This window comes from Marinobacter sp. GH_1 (assembly GCF_048595985.1).
Classification (GTDB): Bacteria; Pseudomonadota; Gammaproteobacteria; order Pseudomonadales; family Oleiphilaceae; genus Marinobacter; species Marinobacter shengliensis.
The window spans coordinates 1,624,383-1,644,672 of record NZ_CP184460.1 but is presented as its reverse complement, the minus strand read 5'-3'; the positions used below and the strand labels follow the sequence as shown (position 1 = coordinate 1,644,672).

Below are 20,290 nucleotides of genomic sequence, written 5' to 3'. Positions count from 1 at the left end.
AGCGTTACCGGAATACTCTTGCCCGACATCAAATCCATGACAATGAAGCTGAACGGCGGACAACCTCCAGTCAAAACACCGGACGCGCCTGCGGCCCGGAGCTCATCCGGGCAGGCTACCCCTGAACTTCGGGACGGTGCAACGTCTGTGCCCCGGGCAGACCCGCTCAAATCTGCACAGCAGCAGCTAATGCAACTCCGGCTCAGCAATAATGAAACCGCCCTGGCCCGTGTGGCCGACATTATTCAACAGAAAGGTGGTGGCCATGAACTGCTTCTGGAGTTGCGTGGTCGTGCCCTGGCGGTCTCGACCGGCCCGGATTCCGCGGGCCTGTCCGCGGGCGATCTGATCAAGGTGATGCGGGCCGGCAACGAGCTGCGACTGCTTGGCAAACTGGCCCCGGGGCCAGATGCAAGTATTGCGCGGGCACTGGCCCAGAGGCTGCCCTGGCAACAGAATTTGCAGGCCGGGCTCGGGCAACTGCTGCAAAGCCTGACCAGTGGATTGAAGCCTGGGCTACAGCCTGGCCAACCACCGGCCGGGAATGCCACCCAGCCCTTGCCTGCCCTGGCCCAGCAACAACTGCAGAACCTGCTTGCCAGCCTACCCCGCTCGGATGCCCTGGCACCCGGCGTGGGCAAGACCGATGGTATTGCCCAACAGGTCCGGCAATGGCTAACCGAAAGTGGTGTTTTCGCAGAATCCAGGTTGTTGCATTCCAGCCAGGCCCAGGGTTCGCCGACCGATCTGAAGCTGGCCCTGGCTCGGGTTGCAGGCGCACTCCTGGCTGCACAGGGCCAGGGGCCCGAACACTTCAATCGGCTGCCCCCCCTTGCCAGTCACGACCTGGTTCAATCCCCTCTGCAATTCCCGAATTTCACTGCTTCTTCATCATCCAGCACTGCCGAACCTATATCGGTGGCACAGGCCCTGCGCCTGCTGGCCGGCATGCTGAACCGGATTACCGTCAATCAACTCCATAGCCAGGTGCTTACTGCCAGGGCCGGTGCCGAACCCGGCACACCCATCAACACGCTACTGATCGAATTGCCCTGGCTGACGCCGCAGCAGGAACCACGAATGGCTCAACTGCGGCTGGAACAGTATGAAAGGGACGAGGAGTCTGCCAGAACCACCGGTCATGCCACTGTCAGTGAATGGCGACTGGCGCTTTCCATGGATCTGGACGAAGCCGGGCCGCTTCACTTCGACGTTTCTTTCCGGTATCCATCCGTCAGTGCCCAGGTGTGGGCAGAGAAGCAGAGCACCCTGCGCCAGGTACACGAAGAACTGCCGCTGCTTCGGCAGAGCCTGACCGACCTGGGGCTGGAGGTAAAAGACCTGGATTGCCGGCGCGGCAGCCCCCAGCGTACACAAACCCGACTGGAACACCGACTGGTGGACACCAAGGCATGAAGAACAAACAGACTGACTCGGCCATTCCGGCAGCCGTCGCCCTGAAATACGAAGGCGAGCGGGCACCGGTTATCGCAGCAACCGGGACCTGGGAACTGGCGGAAGAGATTATCCGCATCGCCAGGGAGCACGACGTGCCGCTGTATGAAAATGCCGAGTTGGCCAGCATTCTCGCCAGACTGTCGTTGAACGAGGAAATCCCGGAAGAGCTTTACCGGGTGATTGCGGAAATACTCGCTTTCGCGTTTCACATTCGGGGCCGGACGCCCGGAGACGCCCGGCCAACCGAGGGCAGCGCTTCAGTTGATCAGTGAGCGAAGGGCCCAGGCCTGCTGCCAGTGATCCCCTTTGCGGGGCGCCACTGCGGTCTCGAAATAGTGCTTCAGGCGCCGCCGGTCTTCCGGCTGATCCTTGAGTGCAGAACCAATGATGTGGTGCATCAGGTGCTCCACAGTCATGGCTCCGCCACCGTAGTACCAGGCGTTCAGACTGGCCGCGTGGGCCACCGAGACAGCTTCGGCGGTTGAAAGGGCGGCGCCAGCCAGGCGGTCGGTGCTTCGTCCATCCAGGGTCTGGCCGTTGCGCAATTCGTGAAACAGCGTCACCAACACCTCAACCACTGGCTCATCCAGCGCCACCTCGACACCGGCACGCCGATTCGCCTTGGCCACCTCACGAAGGACGACGTCCATTTCATCAGCCAGGTGGCGGATAGGCCGAATTTCTTCGAAATCCATCCGGCGCTTGAGGGCGGCACTCATGCTATGCACACCCTCATCGATGCTGTTCGAGGTCGCCACCAGATTGAACCCTTCCCGGGCCAGGATGACCCCTTCCTCCCCGGCCAGTTCCGGAATCACCACAACCCGGTCAGACAATACCGACAGTATGGCGTCCTGCAACGCCTGGGGGCAGCGGGCTATCTCTTCGAAGCGAACCAGGCGCCCTTCCATCATGCCCCGTAGCAGTGGTGTTGGCACCAGGGCGTTCAGGGTGGGTCCTTCACTGTGCAGAATCGCTTCGTTCCAGCTGTACAAGAGCTGGCTAACCTGGCTGATGGCGCCGCCCTGAAGTGTCAACGTGGAGTTGCCAGAGATGGCTGCCGCCAACAGCTCGGACAGCCAGGACTTGGCCGTTCCCGGCTCACCAACCAGCAAACAACCACGGCTGGTGCACAGGGAAATAATAATACGGACCACGACACCACGATCGGCAACGAACTTGCGCTCGATGCCAAGCGTCTCATCGCCCAGCAGGAACTTTTCCACCCCACGGGGAGACATTTGCCAGCCAGGCGGAATCGGGCCCGGATCCATCGCGATCAGTTTTTCGAGCTCTTCCCGATAGGTCACCTCGGCCGGTTCCCGCTGGGCCGAACGGGCAGCTTGTTTGTTCTGTTTCATCCGATACTCCTGCGACCGCCGCGAACTTCCGGTGCCATCCGCTCTCTCGGTATGATGCGAGGCAACTCAGACAGCGGGATGATCCCCTCAATAACGTGATCCAGCGCGCTGTCCCGCATGGTTACCAGACCGGCATCCAGTGCCCGCCAACGCAGCTCACCGATCGGTGGCTGGCTGGAGATGGCGTTCCGGATATCGGATTCCACCTCCATATACTCAATAATGGCCACCCGCCCCTGGGTGCCACGGCCGTTGCATTTGTCGCAGCCTTTGCCCTCGAAACAGCGGAAGTCCGCAGGGGCGCCATCCGGGAACACCTCGGCCATAATGGCAGGGTCCGGTTTGGCCGGTTTGCGGCAATGTTTGCAGATGCGCTTGGCCAGACGCTGCGCAATCACCGCCAGCAGCTCACCGGCGATGGAGTTGGGGTGAACCCCGAGATCGTACAGGCGCTGGAGTGAATCCACGGCGTCGTTACAATGCAGTGTCGACAGCACCACGTGCCCGGTCTGGGAAGCCCGGATAGCTTCCAGAGCCGTCTCCTGGTCCCGGATTTCGCCCACCAGAATGACATCCGGATCTTCCCGCACGAAGGCTCGCATGGCATCAGCAAAGCTGAAACCAATGTCCGCACGCACGCGGGTTTGCTGGATGTTCTCAATGGAATACTCGATGGGATCTTCCACCGTGATCACCTTACGGCGGCCGTCATCGGCAAGGGTCTGCAAGCCGGCATACAGGGTTGTGGATTTACCCGAACCAGTCGGGCCGACCACCAGCACCAGGCCTGCCGGGTTATCCAGCAACCGTTGGTAGCGGCTGCCAATAGCGGGAGACATGCCGAGCTCGGCGATGGTCATGGCCCGCCCGGTCTGGGGCAATAACCGGATGATGGCATTTTCGCCATGCAACGATGGCTGGGTCTGGATTCTGAGATCGTACGAGGTATCTCCCAGCTGCAGGCGGGAGCGCCCGCCCTGGGGCAAACGGTGTTCGGCAATATTGAGTTCGGCCCGCAGTTTGATCACGTTGATCACACCCCGGATTTCACGGGCAGATAACTGATACTGCGGCAAGTCGCGCAACTCTCCATCCACCCGTAACCGGATTCGAACCCGGTTTTCGTACTGCTCAATGTGAATGTCGCTGGCTTTCTCACTGACCGCGTCCAGCAGGATGGCCTCATACACCGAAACCAGATAGGGGCTGATATTCCGGTTGTTACCCTTATCCTCACCCAGCAAGTCCCGGGAGCGTTCATTCTCGTTTTCCGGAACGGTCTTGCCGTGCTCTGCGACAAACCGGCTGCCTTTGACGGTCAGATCCAGTGCTGACCAGATTCTTCGGAAATCGGTAGGCGTGACCAGCAGGCACGTGATCCTGTGCCTGGGTGTCAGGCGCTCGAGTTGATCGGTGTGGGCGTCAGGGTCATCGGTGACCACGGTCAGGCTACCGTCTTCCTCTGCCACCGGGATCATCCGGGAAAGATCGAGGAAGGTACGGGAGAACCGTCTGAACAGCTCGGTTTGCAGGCTACCAAGCACTTCGTCAGCATCTGTAAAGGTCATTCCCCGCTGTTGGGCCAGGGACCGGTAAAGATCAATCTCTTCCAGGTTCAGCTTGCGCCGGACCACGTCCAGAATGCGTTCGTTCTTCCCGGCCGCTTCCGCCCGGGCCTGCGCCAGAACCGCTTCGTCCACAATCCCCAGATCAATCAGGATCTGTTCGGCATTGCGATTGAAATCCACCCAACCCAGGGTTCGAACCCGCTCAATTCGGGTGCCACTGCGCTGAAACATGGCCAGGCTCGGCACCGGGCCCGCCCGGCCTTCCAGGCACACCAGTTTTCCGCCATCCCGCAAAACGGTCACCATCGCCGCCGGCTCTGGAATAAAGGTGGTGCACAGGATCAGGTCACATAGCTCGTCGGTTGGTATCCCATTACCCGCGTCAGCAACCAGCACCTCGACGTTGTGCTTACCTCCGTGGGTAAAACGCTCTCTGGCCTTCTCGGCAACGACCGGATTGCGATCAACGTAAAGAACACGGTAGGCAAGTTCAGCGAGCACGGCGGTGAGATAGCCCGACCCGCCGCCAATGTGCATGACCACGTGGTCAGGCTCTATTTCCGGGCAAAGTGCCAGCAGATGTTCAACGGTTTCTTCTTTGGGAATGGAATGGCCAGTAATCGAGGGGCCAATATCAACACCGGAGACGAACGCCCGCCGGTCTACAGCATTGAGAGCCTCGGCGGCTCTCGGGTAGAGTTTCTTCATTCAGCAGCGCCTGTGACAGCTTTGGATCAGGCCGCCTGACGTTTCTTCAGTGCTGACACCAGTTCGGCCTCGGGGCGGGATATTCCGCACGTATTCATAAGATCGTCGATATCTGCACCAAGATCAACCAGGCGCGCTGCTTCGTCGTAGGAAATTCTCAGTGGGTCGTTCTGGCGCATTTCATCCAGGGCATTACGCAATTCGTGCAGTTGCCGTTCGCAGGCCACCAGGCGCTGGCCGACGCCCATGCTGCCGCTGGTCGTAGCGTGCAATTCACGGCCCAGGGTGTCGCATCGCTGTTTTGTTGAAGCTCGCAATGCGCTGATCTGACGCCCGTGGATGACACCCTGAACCAGGACCAGGCCAATCGCGACTGCAGTCAGGCCCCAGGGGAGCCAGGAAGGAATGGTATAACTCATGACAGACGTCTCCCTTGTGTGTCACCACGGAAGACGTCCATCGGGAGCGCTGGAAGGAGAGGCCCTTACAGCGATGCGATTTCAGCCCACTCGTGGTCTGACAACATTTTGTCGAACTCGACGAGAATAATCAGCTCGCCATTCTTGTTGCACACGCCCTGGATAAACTTGGCACTTTCCTCGTTACCCACGTTCGGTGCAGTTTCAATTTCACTGGCCTTGAGATAGACCACCTCCGCCACTGAATCCACCAGAATACCCATGACCTGGCTGGAGGATTCCATCACTACAATTCGCGTGGCATCCGTCACTTCTGCGTCCGCCAGGCCGAAGCGCCGACGGGTGTCAATAACCGTAACCACGTTGCCCCGCAGGTTGATGATGCCCAGCACGTAATCCGGGGCACCCGGTACCGGAGCAATCTCGGTATACCGAAGTACTTCCTGGATTTGCATCACGTTGATGCCGTAGGTCTCATCATCCAGGCGGAAGGTCACGTACTGCAGTACCTGATCATCCTGGGCCTGATTTACTTGTCCGCTCGGGGATGCCATAGCGCTCTCTCCTTCTCGGCTGCCCGGCGGGCAACCTGATCGTCAAAAATTCATCATCAGTGCCCAATACTATAGTTAAGGGCACAAACCGTGCCAGCCTTGCACGGTTTCTTTCAGTAACCAATCTGTACAGTTTCCGCCTGTACGCGGTCACCTCAACTCAGATCCAGATGGTGCTCCCGCTCGGCTCTCACCAACAGATGCGCCATGGTTCTGACATCAATCAACGCGCACATGTGATCAATCACGGTTCCAGCCAGCCAGGGCCGCTTGCTACGCGCGGTGCGCCAGCGAACCTCATCTGGCTTGAGGGTGAACGATTGGGCAACATCGTCACAGGCCAGGCCCCAATCGCTGTCATCCAGACGGATCACAAACCGATAATTATCACGGGCACCGGCAGGAACCCGCCCAGCCATAATCCATTCTGCGGTGTCGACCACCCGCAGATTATGGTCACGATCCGGGCGAATGCCCATGTACCACCGGGGGCTGCCGGGAATGGGCCGGATTTCTTCTTCAATCCGATGAATGGCACCAAGCAGGACCAGGGGTACCGCAAGCTGCAGGCCCGCCACCGTAAAAATCAGGCACTCAAACGGCCCATGGGACCACTCTGGCCGGGTCGGCGGTTCCGTGCTGGCTGGCACCGGCTCCGGGGTGGTTGCCACTGCGACCTCCGGCTGCCGAACCTCTTGCACCTGAGGCAGCACAACCTCAGCGGACACCGGCGGTGCGGGCGGCGCCTTCTCGATAACCGGGGCAGGCTCCCGTTTCACTATCTCGGCCGTTTTTTCCCGGACTCTGGCTCTGGTTTCGGTCTTGGGTTCCGGCGCAGGCTGAACCTTTTCGGGTTCTTGCACCTGGGCACTGCTGGTTGCCGTGTGCAGAAGTTCGTCGAGGTAGCTGGCGATCGCCGCATCAGGCGTGGCCAGCTGTGCCATTTTTTTGTCAGCCATGCCGCCGCTCCTTCGCGGTAGCGGTTAACGCCAGAACATCGTCAAGCAGGTGCCGGTAGGCTCGAACGCCATGGGTGTCTGCATCCAGTGCCGATGGAATAACACCGGCCTGGCTGGCATCCCGGAACTTGGTGTCCACCGGAATGGCAAAACGCCAGAGCTTATCGCCGTAGGTTTTACGCAACAGATTCAGGCTCTTCACTGAGGCCTGGGTACGGCGATCGTAAAGCGTGGGCACAATGGTGTACGCCAATTCATTCTTCTGGGAACGCATGATCATTTGCAAGGTGTGCAGCATGCGCTCCAGGCCCTTGATCGCCAGGAACTCGGTCTGTACCGGAATGATCAGGTGCTGGGCTGCCGCCAGGGCATTGACCATCAACACGCCCAACGACGGGGTGTTGTCCAGTATCACGTAGTCAAAGTCATCCCAGAGTTGCGCCAGGGCCCGGGAAACAATCAACCCCATCCCCTCCACGCCAATCATCCGTCGCTCAAGGGTGGCCAGGGCTGTGCTGGCCGGCAGCAACGACAGATTCGGACAACTGGTCTCGGTAATCAGCTGGGCAGGCAAGCCATCCGGCACCTTGCCCTGGTGCTGGAACAGATCGAAGACGCTATGTGCCAGCGAATCGGGGTCATACCCGAACCAGCTGGTCAGAGAGCCATGGGGGTCCAGGTCGACCACCAGCACGCGTTTGCCGCGTTCGGCCAACAACCCGCCCAGGGCTACCACCGAGGTTGTCTTACCTACACCACCTTTTTGATTGGCTACAGCCCAGATTCGCACTCTTGTCACTCCAGTTTGGCTATGCCCGACGGAAATACCGGCCGCTATTGACCATATCGGCACGCGGGCCCGAAACTTGACTGTCCGCTGTCCGTTTTACGCGGCAAGCCTTTGCCGATCCGGATGATAAAAAGACTGTAATACAGGAAGCGTGCCAGTTCGGCCATACGCATCTGCCACCGGCAGATTAGCGAACGGCACCACGAATACTGGCGTCTCGGGAAATCAGAAGCACAACCCGGCGATTACGGCGCCGCCCTTCCTCGGTGTCGTTTCTCGCTACCGGCTGGTACTGGCCGTAACCCACCGCCGCCAGACGTTCGGGCTCTACACCTTCCATCATCAACATACGAGCCACGGCCGATGCCCTGGCGCTGGAAAGCTCCCAATTGGATGGAAACCGGCTGGTTCTGATTGGCTGGTTATCGGTAAACCCCTCCACCTTGATGGCATTATCCCGGTTGCGAAGCACCGTCGCGATCTTCTCGATCACCTGGAATGCGTCATAGTGAGGTTCGGCGTCGCCACTACTGAACAGCATGCTGTTTGGCAGGTTGAGTTCCAACCACTGTTCATTGGTTTCCAGGCTGACCACGCCCTGGCTGATCAGTTCATCAAACTCCATAGTCAGTTGATCTGCCATGGTTCTGAGCGCTTGTGTGCGGCTTTCGGCATCCAGTTGAGGATTGCGCGGCGCCTCGGTGACCGGCGGGGGAATAACGTCTTCTGGTGAACTGGTCTGGACCCGCAGTGGCTGGTCGCCCACCTGGACAGGCTGCACCGAGCGCTGGGGGGCGTTAAACACGCCTGTCAGGGTTTCGGACAGAACTTTGTATTTACCCTCGTTAACGGAAGACACCGAGTACATGACAACAAAAAAAGCGAACAGAAGCGTGATGAAATCCGCATAGGAGATCAGCCAACGCTCCTTATTGTGCAGGTCATCCTGGGGTTGTCTGCGCCGACGCATAGGCTAGTCCGTCCTGATTACTGCAGGAAGCCCCGCAGCCTCAGTTCAATGGATTTCGGGTTCTCACCCTCAGCGATGGCGATGATGCCATCGATCATCATGTCTTCGTAGCGGGTACGTTCCTTGACGATACTTCGCAACTTGTTGGCGACAGGGAAAAACAGCAGGTTGGCCAGGGCCACGCCGTAGATGGTGGCTACAAACGCGGTGGCAATGCCGCTACCCAGAGACTGCGGGTCTTCAAGGTTGGTCATCACCTGAATCAGGCCCATGACCGCCCCAATGATACCGATCGTCGGCGAATAACCACCCATGGCTTCATAGATACGCGCCGCCTCAAGATCCCGCTGCTCACGGGATTCCAGATCCACTTCCATAATGCTGCGGATGGCTTCCGGCTCAGCGCCATCAACCAGCAATTGCAGCCCCTTGCGGGCAAATTTCTCCGGCTCCCGCTCTGCCAGGCCTTCAAGGCCCAGCAAACCCTGCTTACGAGCCTTGACGCTCCAGTCGATAACCTTGCCAATACCATCTTCCAGGCTGATATAGGGCGGCACAAACACCCAGCGAATCTGCGCCATGGCCCGCTTGAGCATGGGCCAGGAGGTTTGCAGAATGGTGGCCGCCAGTGTGCCCCCAACCACAATCAGCCCGGCGGGCCCGTTGAACAGGGACCCGACCGCACCACCTTCCAGCAGGTTGCCACCCAGGATGGCTACAAACGCAAGGATGATACCCAGCAGGCTCAGGATATCCATCAGCTCACGCCTTCAACCAGCCGGGGGCCCACTTCATCAAGCGGCAGGATTTCGTCACTCAATCCGGCCTTGGCAACGGCCATGGGCATGCCGTAGATGACCGAGGATTTCTCATCCTGGGACCAGACCACTGAGCCAGACTGCTTCATCATCCGGCAGCCTTCCTTACCGTCTGCTCCCATTCCCGTCAGGATGACGCCCAGGGTTTTCCCCGGGAAGCTTCGGGCGAGAGAACCGAAAGTGACATCCACACAGGGTTTGTAATTCAGCCGTTCGTCACCCGGCAGGATCCTGACTCTCGCCTGACCGCCACGATTTTCGATCATCATCTGCTTGCCGCCAGGCGCCAACAAGGCATGGCCAGGCTTCAGGATATCGCCATCTTCGGCCTGCTTGACCTGAATACGGCAAAGTTTGTTCAGGCGCTCGGCAAAAGCCGGGGTAAAGCTGGCAGGCATGTGCTGAACCAGCACAATGGGAGCCGGGAAAGAGGCCGGCAGCGCGGTCAAGACCTTCTGTAACGCAACCGGTCCTCCCGTGGAAGTGCCAATTGCAACCACGCTGTAATGTCTTGGTGCGGCTTTCCGGGAGGGCCGTCTTGGAGTTTCAGGCTCGCGGGTCGGCTCTGGCTGGACTGGGGCCGGGGCTGAGCGGTCGCGGGTTACCGGTCTGGCGGGCCGCTCTGGAGGCTGCGGGGCAGCCGGGCGCGAAACCCCGGGACGCGGAGCTGCCGGGCGTGCAGCCGGGGCCGCAGAACGACCGCTGGGCTTGCTGCCGGCCACGTCAAGAATCCGATCGATGAGGATTTTCTGAAGTTGGCTGGTATCCCGGGCAATTTCCTCGAAGTTCTTGGGCAGGAAGTCCACTGCCCCGGCTTCCAGGGCATCCAGAGTAACCCGCGCACCCTCATACGTCAGAGATGAGAACATCAACACCGGGGTCGGGTGCTTTTTCATGATTTCACGAACCGCCGAAATACCATCCATCACGGGCATTTCGTAGTCCATGGTAATCACATCAGGGCGCAGCTTTTCGGCCAGCTCCACCCCTTCACGGCCATTGGTTGCCGCACCAACAACCTCGATTTGCCCCGAGGCCGTGAGGATTTCCGTCAGCCGTTTGCGAAAGAACCCTGAATCATCAACGACCAGGACAGAAACTGTCATCCATTTCTCCTAAACAATCCTGCATGTTATCTGCCCCGGTACCGCTAACCGTAATGTTGAAGAAGGCTGGGTACGTCAATAATCAGGGCAATGCGGCCGTCACCGGTGATGGTGGCCCCGGCCATACCGGGCGTACCCTGTAACGCCCGCCCCAGGGGCTTGATCACCACCTCTTCCTGGCCGATCAGCTGGTCCACCACAAACCCGACCTGCTTTGTACCCATGGCCACAATCACCACATGGGCGTTTTCCGGCTCTTTCTGGCCAGCCGCGCCATGTACCAGCCAGCGCTTGATGTGGAACAGCGGGAATACCTTGTCACGCACCACAATGCATTCCCGGCCATCGACGATGTTCGTTTTCGACAGATCCAGATGGAAAATTTCAACCACGTTCACCAGGGGCAAGGCGAAAGACTGATCGCCCAGCATGATCATCAGCGTAGGCATGATCGCCAGGGTGAGCGGCACCTTGATAATAATGCTGGTGCCCTTGCCCTGTTCAGACACGATGTTGATCTGGCCGTTAAGTTGGCCGATCTTGGTTTTCACCACATCCATGCCCACGCCTCGGCCAGAAACATCGGATATCTGTTCCTTGGTCGAGAAACCAGCGGCAAAAATCAGGTTAAAACACTCGTTATCGGTCAGTCGATCTGCGGCGTCCTGGTCGTACAGCCCTTTCTCCACCGCTTTTCGGCGCAGAACATCAGGGTTCATACCCGCGCCGTCGTCAGAGATGGAAAGCAGGATATGATCCCCCTCTTGTTCCGCTGACAGGGTCACAGTGCCTGCACGGGGCTTACCGGCCTTTTCCCGCACCTCTGGCATTTCAATGCCATGATCAACGGAGTTTCTTACCAGGTGAACCAGCGGGTCGGACAGCGCTTCGACCAGGTTCTTGTCCAGGTCGGTTTCTTCCCCGTGCATCACCAGGTTGATTTCTTTCTTCAGCCCTCGGGCCAGGTCTCGTACCACCCGTGGGAAGCGCCCGAATACCTTTTTGATCGGTTGCATGCGGGTCTGCATGACCGCCGCCTGCAAATCGGTGGTCACCACGTCGAGGTTGGCGACCGCCTTGTGCATATGTTCATCTTCGCTCTCGGAGCCCAGGCGCTGCAGGCGATTACGGACCAGTACCAGCTCACCCACCATATTCATGATGTCGTCAAGGCGCTTGGTATCCACCCGCACGGTGGTCTCGGCTGCGGGCGCCGCATCTCTTGCCGGGGCGGAGGGGGCTGCCGGCTTGGCTTCCTGCCTGGCGGGTTCCGGCTGTTTTGGTTCCGGCTTCTTTGGCTCAGGCTTGGCCGCAGGCTCAGGTTTGGTCTCCGCTGCGGGGGCCGCACCAGGGCTCTTGCCTTTGCCATGCAGCTCATCCAGCAGGTTTTCAAACTCGTCATCGGTGATCAGATCATCACCAGTGGATGATTTTGCCGGCTCTTCTGGTTCCGGCTCCGGCGGGGTGTCGTTATCAACAACCGGGGGGCCAGCAAACTGGCCTTTACCATGCAACTGGTCCAGCAGGGCTTCAAATTCGTCGTCGGTGATCTCGTCGCCGTCTGACCCGGCGTCGTTGGCGGAGGTGTTTTCCGGTGCGGCCGCCGGCTGTTGCTCTGCACCTTTTTCATCGGCCAGGGCATCCAGCAGTTGCTCAAACTCTTCGTCGGTAATATCTCCGGAATCATTGCCCGCACCGGCGGCAGGTTCGGGTTCTGGCGTTGCCGGTGCCGGCGCTGCCGTGTCGCCTTCCGGCTTGGCAAGTTCATCCAGCGCAGCGATCAATTCGTCCGGAGCCGGAGTCGGCTCTTCACGGTTACGAACCTGATCAAACATGGCGTTGACGTGGTCCAGAGCTTCCAGCACCACGTCCATCAATTCGGAGGTGACCTTGCGCTTGTGGTTGCGGAGGATATCGAACACATTTTCCGCAGAGTGACAGCAGTTGACCAGCGCTTCGAGCTGCAGGAACCCGGCACCGCCCTTGACCGTGTGGAAACCACGGAAGATGGCGTTGAGCAGGTTGCTGTCATCCGGATGCTGCTCAAGATCTACCAGCTGCTCGGACAGCTTTTCGAGAATCTCGCCGGCTTCAACCAGGAAGTCCTGCAGGATCTCTTCGTCGGCATCAAACGCCATGCGTCACCCTCTATAATCGTTCAGAAACCGAGACTGGATAACAGGTCATCAACGTCGTCCTGCCCCGAAACTACATCATCACGCTCCTCAGCCTTGATCTGAGGCCCTACCCCTTTTTCGGCCGATTCTTCTTTTTCTTCAATCTGGTGCACGGTGCCGGTGAGCTGGTCCACGTGGCTGGCCATCACCACCAGGCCAAGCAGGTTCTCTTCGACTTCTTTCACAAGAGCCGTTACTTTCTGGATAACCTGCCCGGTAAGATCCTGGAAGTCCTGGGCCAGAAGGATTTCTGACAGGTTGCTGTACAGGGTATCGGAATCTGTGGCCAGGCCCGCAAAGAAGCGATCAATGCGGCCGTACAGCTCCCGGAATTCTGCCGGCTCCATTTCCCGACGACGCAACCGCTGCCATTCGTCTCGCAGGGCGGTCGCTTCGTCGCGCATGGTATGCGCCACCGGCATGCTTTCTTCGACCAGGTCCATGGTGCGATTAGCCGCCTGGCTGGTCATCTGGACAACGTAGGCCAGCCGATCCGAGGCATCGGACATCTTGGACAAGGCTTCTTTCTGCTCGGCACTGCGGGCGTCTATCTGAAAATTCCGGATAGCCTCGTGCAGGCTCCGGGTCAACCGCCCCACTTCCCGATAGAGGCTCTGGTCGCGAACTTCACTAAGCTCGTTGATCACCGACATCGCACGGGCGTAATCGCCGGAACTGATGCATTCGGCCAGTTCGGAGCTTTGCTGCTGGAGCTTTTCGGTTACCTCCGGGTCGAGGCCCTGATGGTTCTCGTTCTTGTCAGTCATGACAGCCATCCGACCTCTGGTTACTGGATTCGCTCGAAGATCTTCTCAATCTTTTCCTTGAGAACGGCAGCGGTAAACGGTTTGACGACGTACCCGTTAACGCCGGCCTGCGCCGCCGCCACAATCTGGTCACGCTTGGCCTCCGCGGTTACCATCAGCACCGGCAGGTTCTTCAGGTTCTCGTCTGCCCGCACCGCCTTGAGCAGATCAAAACCCGACATGCCAGGCATGTTCCAGTCGGTCACCAGGAAGTCGTACTTGCCGCTCCTGAGCATGGGCAATGCAGTGTTGCCATCGTCCGCTTCATCCGTATTGGTGAAGCCAAGATCGCGCAGCAGATTCTTGATGATTCGCCGCATTGTGGAAAAGTCATCCACAATGAGAATTTTCATGTTTTTGTCCAATGGGACCTCCAGTCAGTAACACCCGGATTTCATTAAGCCTTTTGAAAGTCTAGCAGGCCGCTGCTTTAACCGCTTATTGTGTGGTGTTTGGCCGCGTTGTAAAGCGCCGGTTACCAAAATCTACACAGTTACGCGCCGCGCGGTCAGCGCCGGCCCGGTTTATTCTGGCTCGTCTTCCCGCCAATCGGACAACCGCCCCCTGAGACGAAAGGCCGCCTGGCTATGAATCTGGCTGACCCGGCTCTCGCTGACGCCCAGCACCGCGCCGATTTCCTTCAGGTTGAGCTCTTCCTGGTAGTAGAGGCTCAACACCAGCTTTTCTCGCTCAGGAAGCTCTTCGATTGCCTCTGCCAGGCTTTTCTGGAATGCATTTGATGAAATGCCATCCAGGGGATTATCGCTGGCCTCTGTTTCTTCTATCGGCAGCTCCCCGGATTCATTGAGCTCATCAAGGCTAAAAAGTCGGCCACTGTTGGCGTCTGCCAGGGAAGCATGATATTCCGACAGGTCAATGCCCAGCTCTTCGGCAACATCGACATCCTGGGCCTCGCGCCCGGTGCGGTCTTCCACGGTTTTGATGGCTGCCGCGATACGGCGGGCATTGCGATGAACAGAGCGCGGCACCCAGTCGCCCTTGCGGATTTCATCCACCATAGCGCCTCTGATTCGAATACCCGCGTATGTCTCGAAGGTGGCACCCTTGCCGGTTGAGTATCGTTGCGCAGCCTCCAGCAGGCCAATCATGCCGGCCTGCATGAGATCTTCAAGCTGAACCGAGGCCGGCAAACGGGCCATCAGATGAAGGGCGATTTTCTTGACCAGCGGCGCATGCTCCTCAATCAGCTGAGAGGGGCCTTTTGCGCCAGCCTGATGGTAGATTCCCAGGTTTTTCGCCAATGTCATGTATCCGGTTTTCTTATAGGACTGGATTCAGATCAGACTTCGACGAGCCGCTCCACGAAAAACTCCAGATGCCCTCTTGGCGATGATGGCAGCGGCCAGCTGTCCACTTTCTCTGCCAGGGCACGGATCGCCAGCGACGCCTTAGCCCGTGGATAGGCATCCAGAACGGCCCGCTGCCGCTGAACGGCTTTTTTGACGGCTTCGTCGTAAGGCACGATACCTACATATTGTAGTGCTACATCAAGGAAACGCTCGGTGACACGGGTCAGTTTTTCATACAGATGCCGGCCTTCCTGCTCATTTCGCACCTGATTCGCCAGAATACGGAAACGGTTGGTGCCGTAGTCGCGATTCATCAGTTTGATCAGGGCATAGGCATCGGTAATGGAGGTAGGCTCATCGCACACCACCAGCAGCAATTCCTGGGAGGCCCGCAGGAAACTGACGACCGACTCGGAAATACCGGCTGCTGTGTCAACAATCAGCACATCAATCTGGTCACCCAGCTCGCTGAAGGCGTTGATCAGCCCTGCATGTTCCATCGGGCTCAACTGGGTCATACGCTGGGTGCCGGACGATGCGGGGACAATCTTGATACCACCCGGGCCGTTGACCAGAACGTCCTTGAGGTCGCACTCGCCACTGAGCACATCCTGCAGATTGCGATTGGCGGTAATGCCCAACAGCACGTCGATATTGGCAAGGCCAAGGTCTGCATCCAGCAACACCACCCGCCGGCCTTTCTGGGCCAGCGCGATACCGAGGTTGACGGACACATTACTCTTGCCGACACCGCCCTTGCCGCCGGTAACCGCAATCACCTGAACCGGATGTGGTCTGCTCATACTGTTATCAGTCTCTTACTGCGTTCTTGTGTGGGCACAAACGGCAGCGCACCGGCTGTACCACCGGGCCTCAGGCCCCTTCTGCAGCGGCCTGGCCGTGCTGCATTGTTTTCAGGCGTTCTACGCCCAACCGCACCAGAGGAATGGCCTCTGCCCGGTGCAGGTCTTCGGGAATCTTCTGGCCATCGGTATACCATGCCACTTGCAGGCCGGTTTCCATGACAAAGCCCAAAGACTCACCCAGTGTCAGCGCTTCGTCAATCTTGGTCATGACGCAGCCTGCAAGGTTAGCCATCTTATAGCAATGCCACACGGATTTCATGATGCGCGGCTGGCTGGTGGCAGACACGACCAGATGGGTACGGATATTGTGATCGCTCCGGGCCAACTCCGCCAGCTGTTCCTGATAACCGCGATCCGAGCTGGTCAGCCCGGCAGTATCAATCAGAACCAGGTGCCGGTCTGACAATTCGTCCAGAATGTCATCCAGGGAATGACTCTCGTCCACAACCCGGACCGGAACATTGAGGATACGGCCAAACACAAACAGCTGTTCATGGGCTGCCACCCGGTAGCGATCGGTGGTGACCAACGCCAGGGAATCCGGCCCGTGCTCCAGTACATATTGGGCTGCCAGCTTGCCAATGGTGGTGGTCTTCCCAGACCCGGTTGGCCCCACCAGCGCATAGACGCCGCCGGCCTCAAGCCAGTGTTCCCGAGCGGTACGTACGCCGGTGGCCAGCATCTTCAGGGATTGCTTCCAACCATCTTCCAACCTGCCGGCGCGATGCTGACGGGACAGAGAGGTTGCCAGTTCCGCGCCCAGGCCAAATTCCTGCAGCCGCTCTGCAAGCCTCTGCTGAACCGCATTGGATGCCGCGACTGCAGGCTTCTCGGGTACCGAGGTACGGCCGCTGACCATCTCTCTCAGGGAGTTGATTTCCGCTCTCATGCTCGCCAACTCATCCGAGTAGCCCGCCTCTGGTCGGCCACCCGCATTGCCCACCGAGGTCGATCCACCAGCCAACTCACCTGACCAGTCGGCAGCCGGCCGGTCATCAGCCAGTGCACGATCATATTCCGCGCCGACACCCGCCCGCTTCTCCCGCACTTCGCGAATGCGACTGCGCGATCGGTTCAACTCTTCTTCCAACCGACGATGCTGGTCTGCCTGCAGCTCCGCCAGGCGCGAGCCGTTGGTGGCCTGTGCCGCTTTCTCGCCAAGGCGCTGGCGTGCCATATTTTCGTCATAGTCCAGGGCCGTCACAATTTCGACGCCTCCGTCCACCCGGCGATTGGACAAAATAACGGCATCCGGCCCCATCTCATGACTGACCTGTTTCAGGGCTTCGGCCATGGTCTTTGCAAAAAACCGTTGTACTTTCATAACGCTTCATCCTCCACCGGCGTGCCCGAATCGGGTGTTCGCCTTGCCCTGCCGGCCTTACTGGCCAACAGAGGCGACTATCGTGATCTGTTTGTTATCCGGAATTTCCTGGTACGAGAGCACATGCAAACGCTCTACCCCATAACTGGCAAACTTTGCCAGCACTGGCCGCAAGGGCCCGGAAACCAGAAGAATCGCCGGCTTGCCCAGCATTTCCTGGCGCTGAACACTGTCCTGAAGAGACCGCTGCAGCTTTTCCACCATGTTGGGCTCAAGCACCAGGCCAATATCTTCCTGTCCGCCGGATTGTTGACTCTGCTGAACAGACTTAAGCAATAACTGTTCCAGATCGGGATCCAGAGTGATCACCGGAATCTCGGCATCGTTGCCACAGATGCTCTGAACGATCATTCGGCGAAGCGCCTGGCGAGCCAGGGTGGTCAACAGTTTCGGGTCCTGGCTTCTGGGGTGCACGTTAACAATGGCCTCGGCAATGGAGCGCATATCCCTGACCGGCACTTCTTCCCGGAGCAGGTTCTGCAGTACCCGCAGCAGGACGCTCACGGAAATCGTCGTAGGCACCAGCTCCTCCGCCAGTTTCGGAGCCATTTTCTCCAACTGGTCCAGCCACTTCTGGGCCTCTTCATGGCCGATAAGTTCATGGGCGTGCTTTTGCAGAATCTGGTTAAGGTGGGTAGCCACCACCGTGCTGGCATCCACCACGGTATAGCCCAGGGTCTGGGCCTGGTCTTTCTTGTCTGGCTCAATCCAGATGGCATCCAGGCCAAAGGCCGGATCTTTGCCTGCAATGCCTTCCACCTTGCCAAACACCTGGCCCGGATCAATGGCCAGCTCACGTTCCGGGTGAATCTCCGCCTCGGCAATGGTCACACCCATCAGGGTGATGCGGTAGACGTTTGGCATCAGGTCCAGATTGTCCCGAATGTGCACTGACGGCATCAGGAAACCCAGATCCTGAGACAGTTTTTTCCGAACCCCCTTGATGCGACTGAGCAGCTGCCCGCCCTGGGATTTATCGACCAGAGGAATCAGCCGGTAGCCCACTTCCAGACCAACGATGTCAACGGTCGCCACATCATCCCAGCCCAGCTCCCGGGTTTCACCGGGCGCCGGCAGCGCCTGTCCTTCTGCGCCGGACCGATCCTGAACCACCTCGCCACCGGCACGGGGCGCTCCACCAGCCATGCCGCCACGACCGGCGTAAACGCCCTCTTCTTCCACAGTCTGGCTTTGCTTTTTCCAGATCAGCCAGGCCGCACCGGCGGCAAGGCTGCCCAATCCCAGGAAGGCAACATGGGGCATGCCCGGAATCAGACCCAGGATAATCAGGATGACTGCGGCAATACCGATGGCCTTGGGCGCGTTGAACATCTGATGAATGATCTGCCCGCCCATGTCCTGGCTGGCCGTTACCCGCGTTACCATGATGGCAGCGGAAGTAGACAGCAACAGTGATGGAATCTGGGCAACCAGGCCGTCACCAATGGTCAGCAGCGCGTACCGCTGCATCGCCAGGCCAAAGTCCAGGCCATGCTGGAGCATGCCGATCGAGATACCACCAATGATATTGATCGCAAGAATCAGCAACCCCGCAATGGCATCGCCCTTTACAAACTTGGACGCACCATCCATGGATCCATAGAAATCCGCTTCCTGGGCAATCTCCGAACGGCGGCTTTTGGCCTCGTCCTGGTTGATCAGGCCCGCGTTCAAATCCGCATCAATGGCCATCTGTTTGCCGGGCATGGCGTCCAGGGTAAAACGGGCACTGACTTCCGACACCCGGCCGGCACCCTTGGTGACTACCAGGAAGTTGATGATCATCAGGATGGCAAACACCACCAGACCAACCGCATAGTTCCCGCCAATCAGAACCTCACCGAACGATTCGATCACCTTACCGGCAGCATCACCACCTTCGTGACCGTTGAGCAGGACAATCCGGGTAGAGGCAACGTTCAACCCCAGGCGCAGGAGCGTGGCAACCAGCAGTACCGTCGGGAACGACGCGAACTCCATCGGCCGAAGCGCGTACACACACACCAGCAGAATGACGATGGACAAGGTGATGTTGAAGGTAAAGAACACGTCCAGCAGGAAGGCCGGCATGGGCAGGATCATCATGCCCAACAAGCCCATAAGCATCAGTGGAATACCGATACTGCCCCGCGTCAGGGTTTTGACGTTACTCAGAACTAACGCTCTGTCCATGCTGGATACTTCTCCGCTCTGCCGTGCTTTTCAGAACTGTCAGGGTCGAAAATCTGACGCGGCGCGCCAATCTGGGAGAGTTGTCGCAAGAACCGTACCAGGCCTTACAGTTTTTGATATTTACCGCACGACCAGCGCCTGACGCGGGCGCCCAGATACGGTATCCTTGCGCCATTTATTGCATCCGAAATCAAGCCCGAACATTCGAACACACAGGTGACCCCAATGCCGATCCACGAAGTGAAGCACCCCCTGATCCGCCATAAACTCGGCCTGATGCGCCGCGCCGACATCAGCACCAAGAATTTTCGTGAACTGGCACAGGAAGTTGGCGCACTTCTGACCTACGAGGCGACCAAAGACTTCAACCTGCAGGAAAAAACCATTGATGGCTGGGCCGGGCCGGTGACCGTGGAACAGATTCACGGCAAGAAAGTCACCATCGTGCCGATTCTGCGCGCTGGCCTGGGCATGCTCGACGGCGTGCTGAGCCTGATCCCGGTGGCACGAGTGAGCGTAGTGGGCCAGATCCGCAACGAAGACACCCTGGAAGCTGAAACCTACCTGGAAAAATTGGTGGGCGAGCTGGACCAGCGCATGGCTCTGATTATCGACCCGATGCTGGCCACCGGTGGCTCCATGATCTCAACCATCGACCTGCTCAAGAAAGCCGGCAGCACCGAAATTCGGGCCCTGGTGCTGGTGGCCGCGCCGGAAGGCGTCGAGAAAGTGCTGGAAAAACACCCAGACGTTTCCATCTACACCGCCTCGGTTGATGAGCGCCTGAACGAGAAAGGCTACATCCTGCCTGGCCTGGGTGATGCCGGTGACAAAATCTTCGGCACCAAGCAGAAGGACGTCTGA

At 58.7% G+C, this 20,290-nt stretch carries 19 protein-coding genes; 3 read left to right on the top strand and 16 right to left on the bottom strand.

Going from position 1 to position 20,290, the window contains the following annotated elements:
• Window positions 1-18 precede the first annotated feature (18 nt).
• The gene (locus ACNSOI_RS07540; RefSeq protein WP_420195487.1) at window positions 19-1,416 is read left to right on the top strand and encodes a flagellar hook-length control protein FliK; all 1,398 of its coding nucleotides are present in this window, start codon (window positions 19-21) and stop codon (window positions 1,414-1,416) included.
• Window positions 1,413-1,730, top strand: a complete 318-nt coding sequence (locus ACNSOI_RS07535; protein WP_286922413.1) for an EscU/YscU/HrcU family type III secretion system export apparatus switch protein — start codon at window positions 1,413-1,415, stop codon at window positions 1,728-1,730. The genes ACNSOI_RS07540 and ACNSOI_RS07535 overlap by 4 nt, the downstream gene beginning before the upstream one ends.
• Here the strand turns inward: ACNSOI_RS07535 and ACNSOI_RS07530 are convergent.
• The 16 genes from ACNSOI_RS07530 to flhA form a co-directional block, all read right to left on the bottom strand.
• Entirely contained in the window at window positions 1,716-2,819 is a 1,104-nt protein-coding gene (locus ACNSOI_RS07530; RefSeq protein ID WP_286254754.1) for an ATP-binding protein, read from the bottom strand. The genes ACNSOI_RS07535 and ACNSOI_RS07530 overlap by 15 nt on opposite strands.
• A complete protein-coding gene (locus tag ACNSOI_RS07525) occupies window positions 2,816-5,095 on the bottom strand; it encodes an ATPase, T2SS/T4P/T4SS family (protein WP_420195486.1) in 2,280 nt (759 codons plus the stop codon). The genes ACNSOI_RS07530 and ACNSOI_RS07525 overlap by 4 nt, the downstream gene beginning before the upstream one ends.
• Before the next feature lie 26 nt (window positions 5,096-5,121).
• Window positions 5,122-5,514 (bottom strand): DUF2802 domain-containing protein, encoded by a 393-nt coding sequence (locus ACNSOI_RS07520; RefSeq protein WP_061331825.1) that lies wholly within the window; start codon window positions 5,512-5,514, stop codon window positions 5,122-5,124.
• A gap of 65 nt (window positions 5,515-5,579) precedes the next feature.
• Window positions 5,580-6,068, bottom strand: a complete 489-nt coding sequence (locus ACNSOI_RS07515; protein WP_072677648.1) for a chemotaxis protein CheW — start codon at window positions 6,066-6,068, stop codon at window positions 5,580-5,582.
• Between the two features lie 155 nt (window positions 6,069-6,223).
• Complete coding sequence (locus tag ACNSOI_RS07510; protein WP_420195485.1) at window positions 6,224-7,027, bottom strand: chemotaxis protein CheW; 804 nt, start codon at window positions 7,025-7,027, stop codon at window positions 6,224-6,226.
• Window positions 7,020-7,817 carry a ParA family protein gene (locus tag ACNSOI_RS07505; protein ID WP_072677650.1) on the bottom strand — a complete coding sequence of 266 codons (798 nt, stop codon included), beginning with the start codon at window positions 7,815-7,817 and terminating at the stop codon, window positions 7,020-7,022. The genes ACNSOI_RS07510 and ACNSOI_RS07505 overlap by 8 nt, the downstream gene beginning before the upstream one ends.
• 187 nt (window positions 7,818-8,004) lie before the next feature.
• Window positions 8,005-8,787: a flagellar motor protein MotD gene (motD, locus tag ACNSOI_RS07500; protein WP_420195484.1), complete on the bottom strand. Its 783-nt coding sequence runs from the start codon at window positions 8,785-8,787 to the stop codon at window positions 8,005-8,007.
• Between the two features lie 17 nt (window positions 8,788-8,804).
• Window positions 8,805-9,545 (bottom strand): flagellar motor protein, encoded by a 741-nt coding sequence (locus ACNSOI_RS07495; protein WP_061331820.1) that lies wholly within the window; start codon window positions 9,543-9,545, stop codon window positions 8,805-8,807.
• The gene (locus ACNSOI_RS07490; protein ID WP_061331819.1) at window positions 9,545-10,711 is read right to left on the bottom strand and encodes a protein-glutamate methylesterase/protein-glutamine glutaminase; all 1,167 of its coding nucleotides are present in this window, start codon (window positions 10,709-10,711) and stop codon (window positions 9,545-9,547) included. Before ACNSOI_RS07490 ends, ACNSOI_RS07495 begins: the two co-directional genes overlap by 1 nt.
• 44 nt (window positions 10,712-10,755) lie before the next feature.
• Window positions 10,756-12,849 carry a chemotaxis protein CheA gene (locus tag ACNSOI_RS07485; RefSeq protein WP_106695413.1) on the bottom strand — a complete coding sequence of 698 codons (2,094 nt, stop codon included), beginning with the start codon at window positions 12,847-12,849 and terminating at the stop codon, window positions 10,756-10,758.
• Window positions 12,850-12,869: 20 nt separating this feature from the next.
• Window positions 12,870-13,655: a protein phosphatase CheZ gene (locus ACNSOI_RS07480; protein ID WP_106696002.1), complete on the bottom strand. Its 786-nt coding sequence runs from the start codon at window positions 13,653-13,655 to the stop codon at window positions 12,870-12,872.
• A gap of 20 nt (window positions 13,656-13,675) precedes the next feature.
• Window positions 13,676-14,059 carry a chemotaxis response regulator CheY gene (gene cheY, locus ACNSOI_RS07475; protein ID WP_011785448.1) on the bottom strand — a complete coding sequence of 128 codons (384 nt, stop codon included), beginning with the start codon at window positions 14,057-14,059 and terminating at the stop codon, window positions 13,676-13,678.
• Window positions 14,060-14,218: 159 nt separating this feature from the next.
• The gene (locus tag ACNSOI_RS07470; protein ID WP_420195483.1) at window positions 14,219-14,962 is read right to left on the bottom strand and encodes an RNA polymerase sigma factor FliA; all 744 of its coding nucleotides are present in this window, start codon (window positions 14,960-14,962) and stop codon (window positions 14,219-14,221) included.
• A 32-nt stretch (window positions 14,963-14,994) separates the two neighbouring features.
• Window positions 14,995-15,807: a MinD/ParA family protein gene (locus tag ACNSOI_RS07465; protein WP_058090155.1), complete on the bottom strand. Its 813-nt coding sequence runs from the start codon at window positions 15,805-15,807 to the stop codon at window positions 14,995-14,997.
• A 70-nt stretch (window positions 15,808-15,877) separates the two neighbouring features.
• Entirely contained in the window at window positions 15,878-17,194 is a 1,317-nt protein-coding gene (flhF, locus tag ACNSOI_RS07460) for a flagellar biosynthesis protein FlhF (RefSeq protein WP_420195482.1), read from the bottom strand.
• A 57-nt stretch (window positions 17,195-17,251) separates the two neighbouring features.
• Complete coding sequence (gene flhA, locus ACNSOI_RS07455; protein ID WP_106695410.1) at window positions 17,252-19,426, bottom strand: flagellar biosynthesis protein FlhA; 2,175 nt, start codon at window positions 19,424-19,426, stop codon at window positions 17,252-17,254.
• A gap of 225 nt (window positions 19,427-19,651) precedes the next feature.
• Between flhA and upp the strand changes: the two genes are divergently transcribed.
• Complete coding sequence (gene upp, locus ACNSOI_RS07450) at window positions 19,652-20,290, top strand: uracil phosphoribosyltransferase (protein WP_106695409.1); 639 nt, start codon at window positions 19,652-19,654, stop codon at window positions 20,288-20,290.

Coding starts and splice junctions, on each gene's coding strand:
- ACNSOI_RS07490 (WP_061331819.1), bottom strand. CDS start 10,711: ATGACAGTTTCTGTCCTGGTCGTTGATGATTCAGGGTTCTTTCGCAAA.
- ACNSOI_RS07525 (WP_420195486.1), bottom strand. CDS start 5,095: ATGAAGAAACTCTACCCGAGAGCCGCCGAGGCTCTCAATGCTGTAGAC.
- flhF (WP_420195482.1), bottom strand. CDS start 17,194: ATGAAAGTACAACGGTTTTTTGCAAAGACCATGGCCGAAGCCCTGAAA.
- ACNSOI_RS07485 (WP_106695413.1), bottom strand. CDS start 12,849: ATGGCGTTTGATGCCGACGAAGAGATCCTGCAGGACTTCCTGGTTGAA.
- ACNSOI_RS07535 (WP_286922413.1), top strand. CDS start 1,413: ATGAAGAACAAACAGACTGACTCGGCCATTCCGGCAGCCGTCGCCCTG.
- ACNSOI_RS07470 (WP_420195483.1), bottom strand. CDS start 14,962: ATGACATTGGCGAAAAACCTGGGAATCTACCATCAGGCTGGCGCAAAA.
- ACNSOI_RS07495 (WP_061331820.1), bottom strand. CDS start 9,545: ATGGATATCCTGAGCCTGCTGGGTATCATCCTTGCGTTTGTAGCCATC.
- ACNSOI_RS07510 (WP_420195485.1), bottom strand. CDS start 7,027: ATGGCTGACAAAAAAATGGCACAGCTGGCCACGCCTGATGCGGCGATC.
- flhA (WP_106695410.1), bottom strand. CDS start 19,426: ATGGACAGAGCGTTAGTTCTGAGTAACGTCAAAACCCTGACGCGGGGC.
- ACNSOI_RS07520 (WP_061331825.1), bottom strand. CDS start 5,514: ATGAGTTATACCATTCCTTCCTGGCTCCCCTGGGGCCTGACTGCAGTC.
- ACNSOI_RS07465 (WP_058090155.1), bottom strand. CDS start 15,807: ATGAGCAGACCACATCCGGTTCAGGTGATTGCGGTTACCGGCGGCAAG.
- motD (WP_420195484.1), bottom strand. CDS start 8,787: ATGCGTCGGCGCAGACAACCCCAGGATGACCTGCACAATAAGGAGCGT.
- ACNSOI_RS07480 (WP_106696002.1), bottom strand. CDS start 13,655: ATGACTGACAAGAACGAGAACCATCAGGGCCTCGACCCGGAGGTAACC.
- ACNSOI_RS07530 (WP_286254754.1), bottom strand. CDS start 2,819: ATGAAACAGAACAAACAAGCTGCCCGTTCGGCCCAGCGGGAACCGGCC.
- ACNSOI_RS07515 (WP_072677648.1), bottom strand. CDS start 6,068: ATGGCATCCCCGAGCGGACAAGTAAATCAGGCCCAGGATGATCAGGTA.
- upp (WP_106695409.1), top strand. CDS start 19,652: ATGCCGATCCACGAAGTGAAGCACCCCCTGATCCGCCATAAACTCGGC.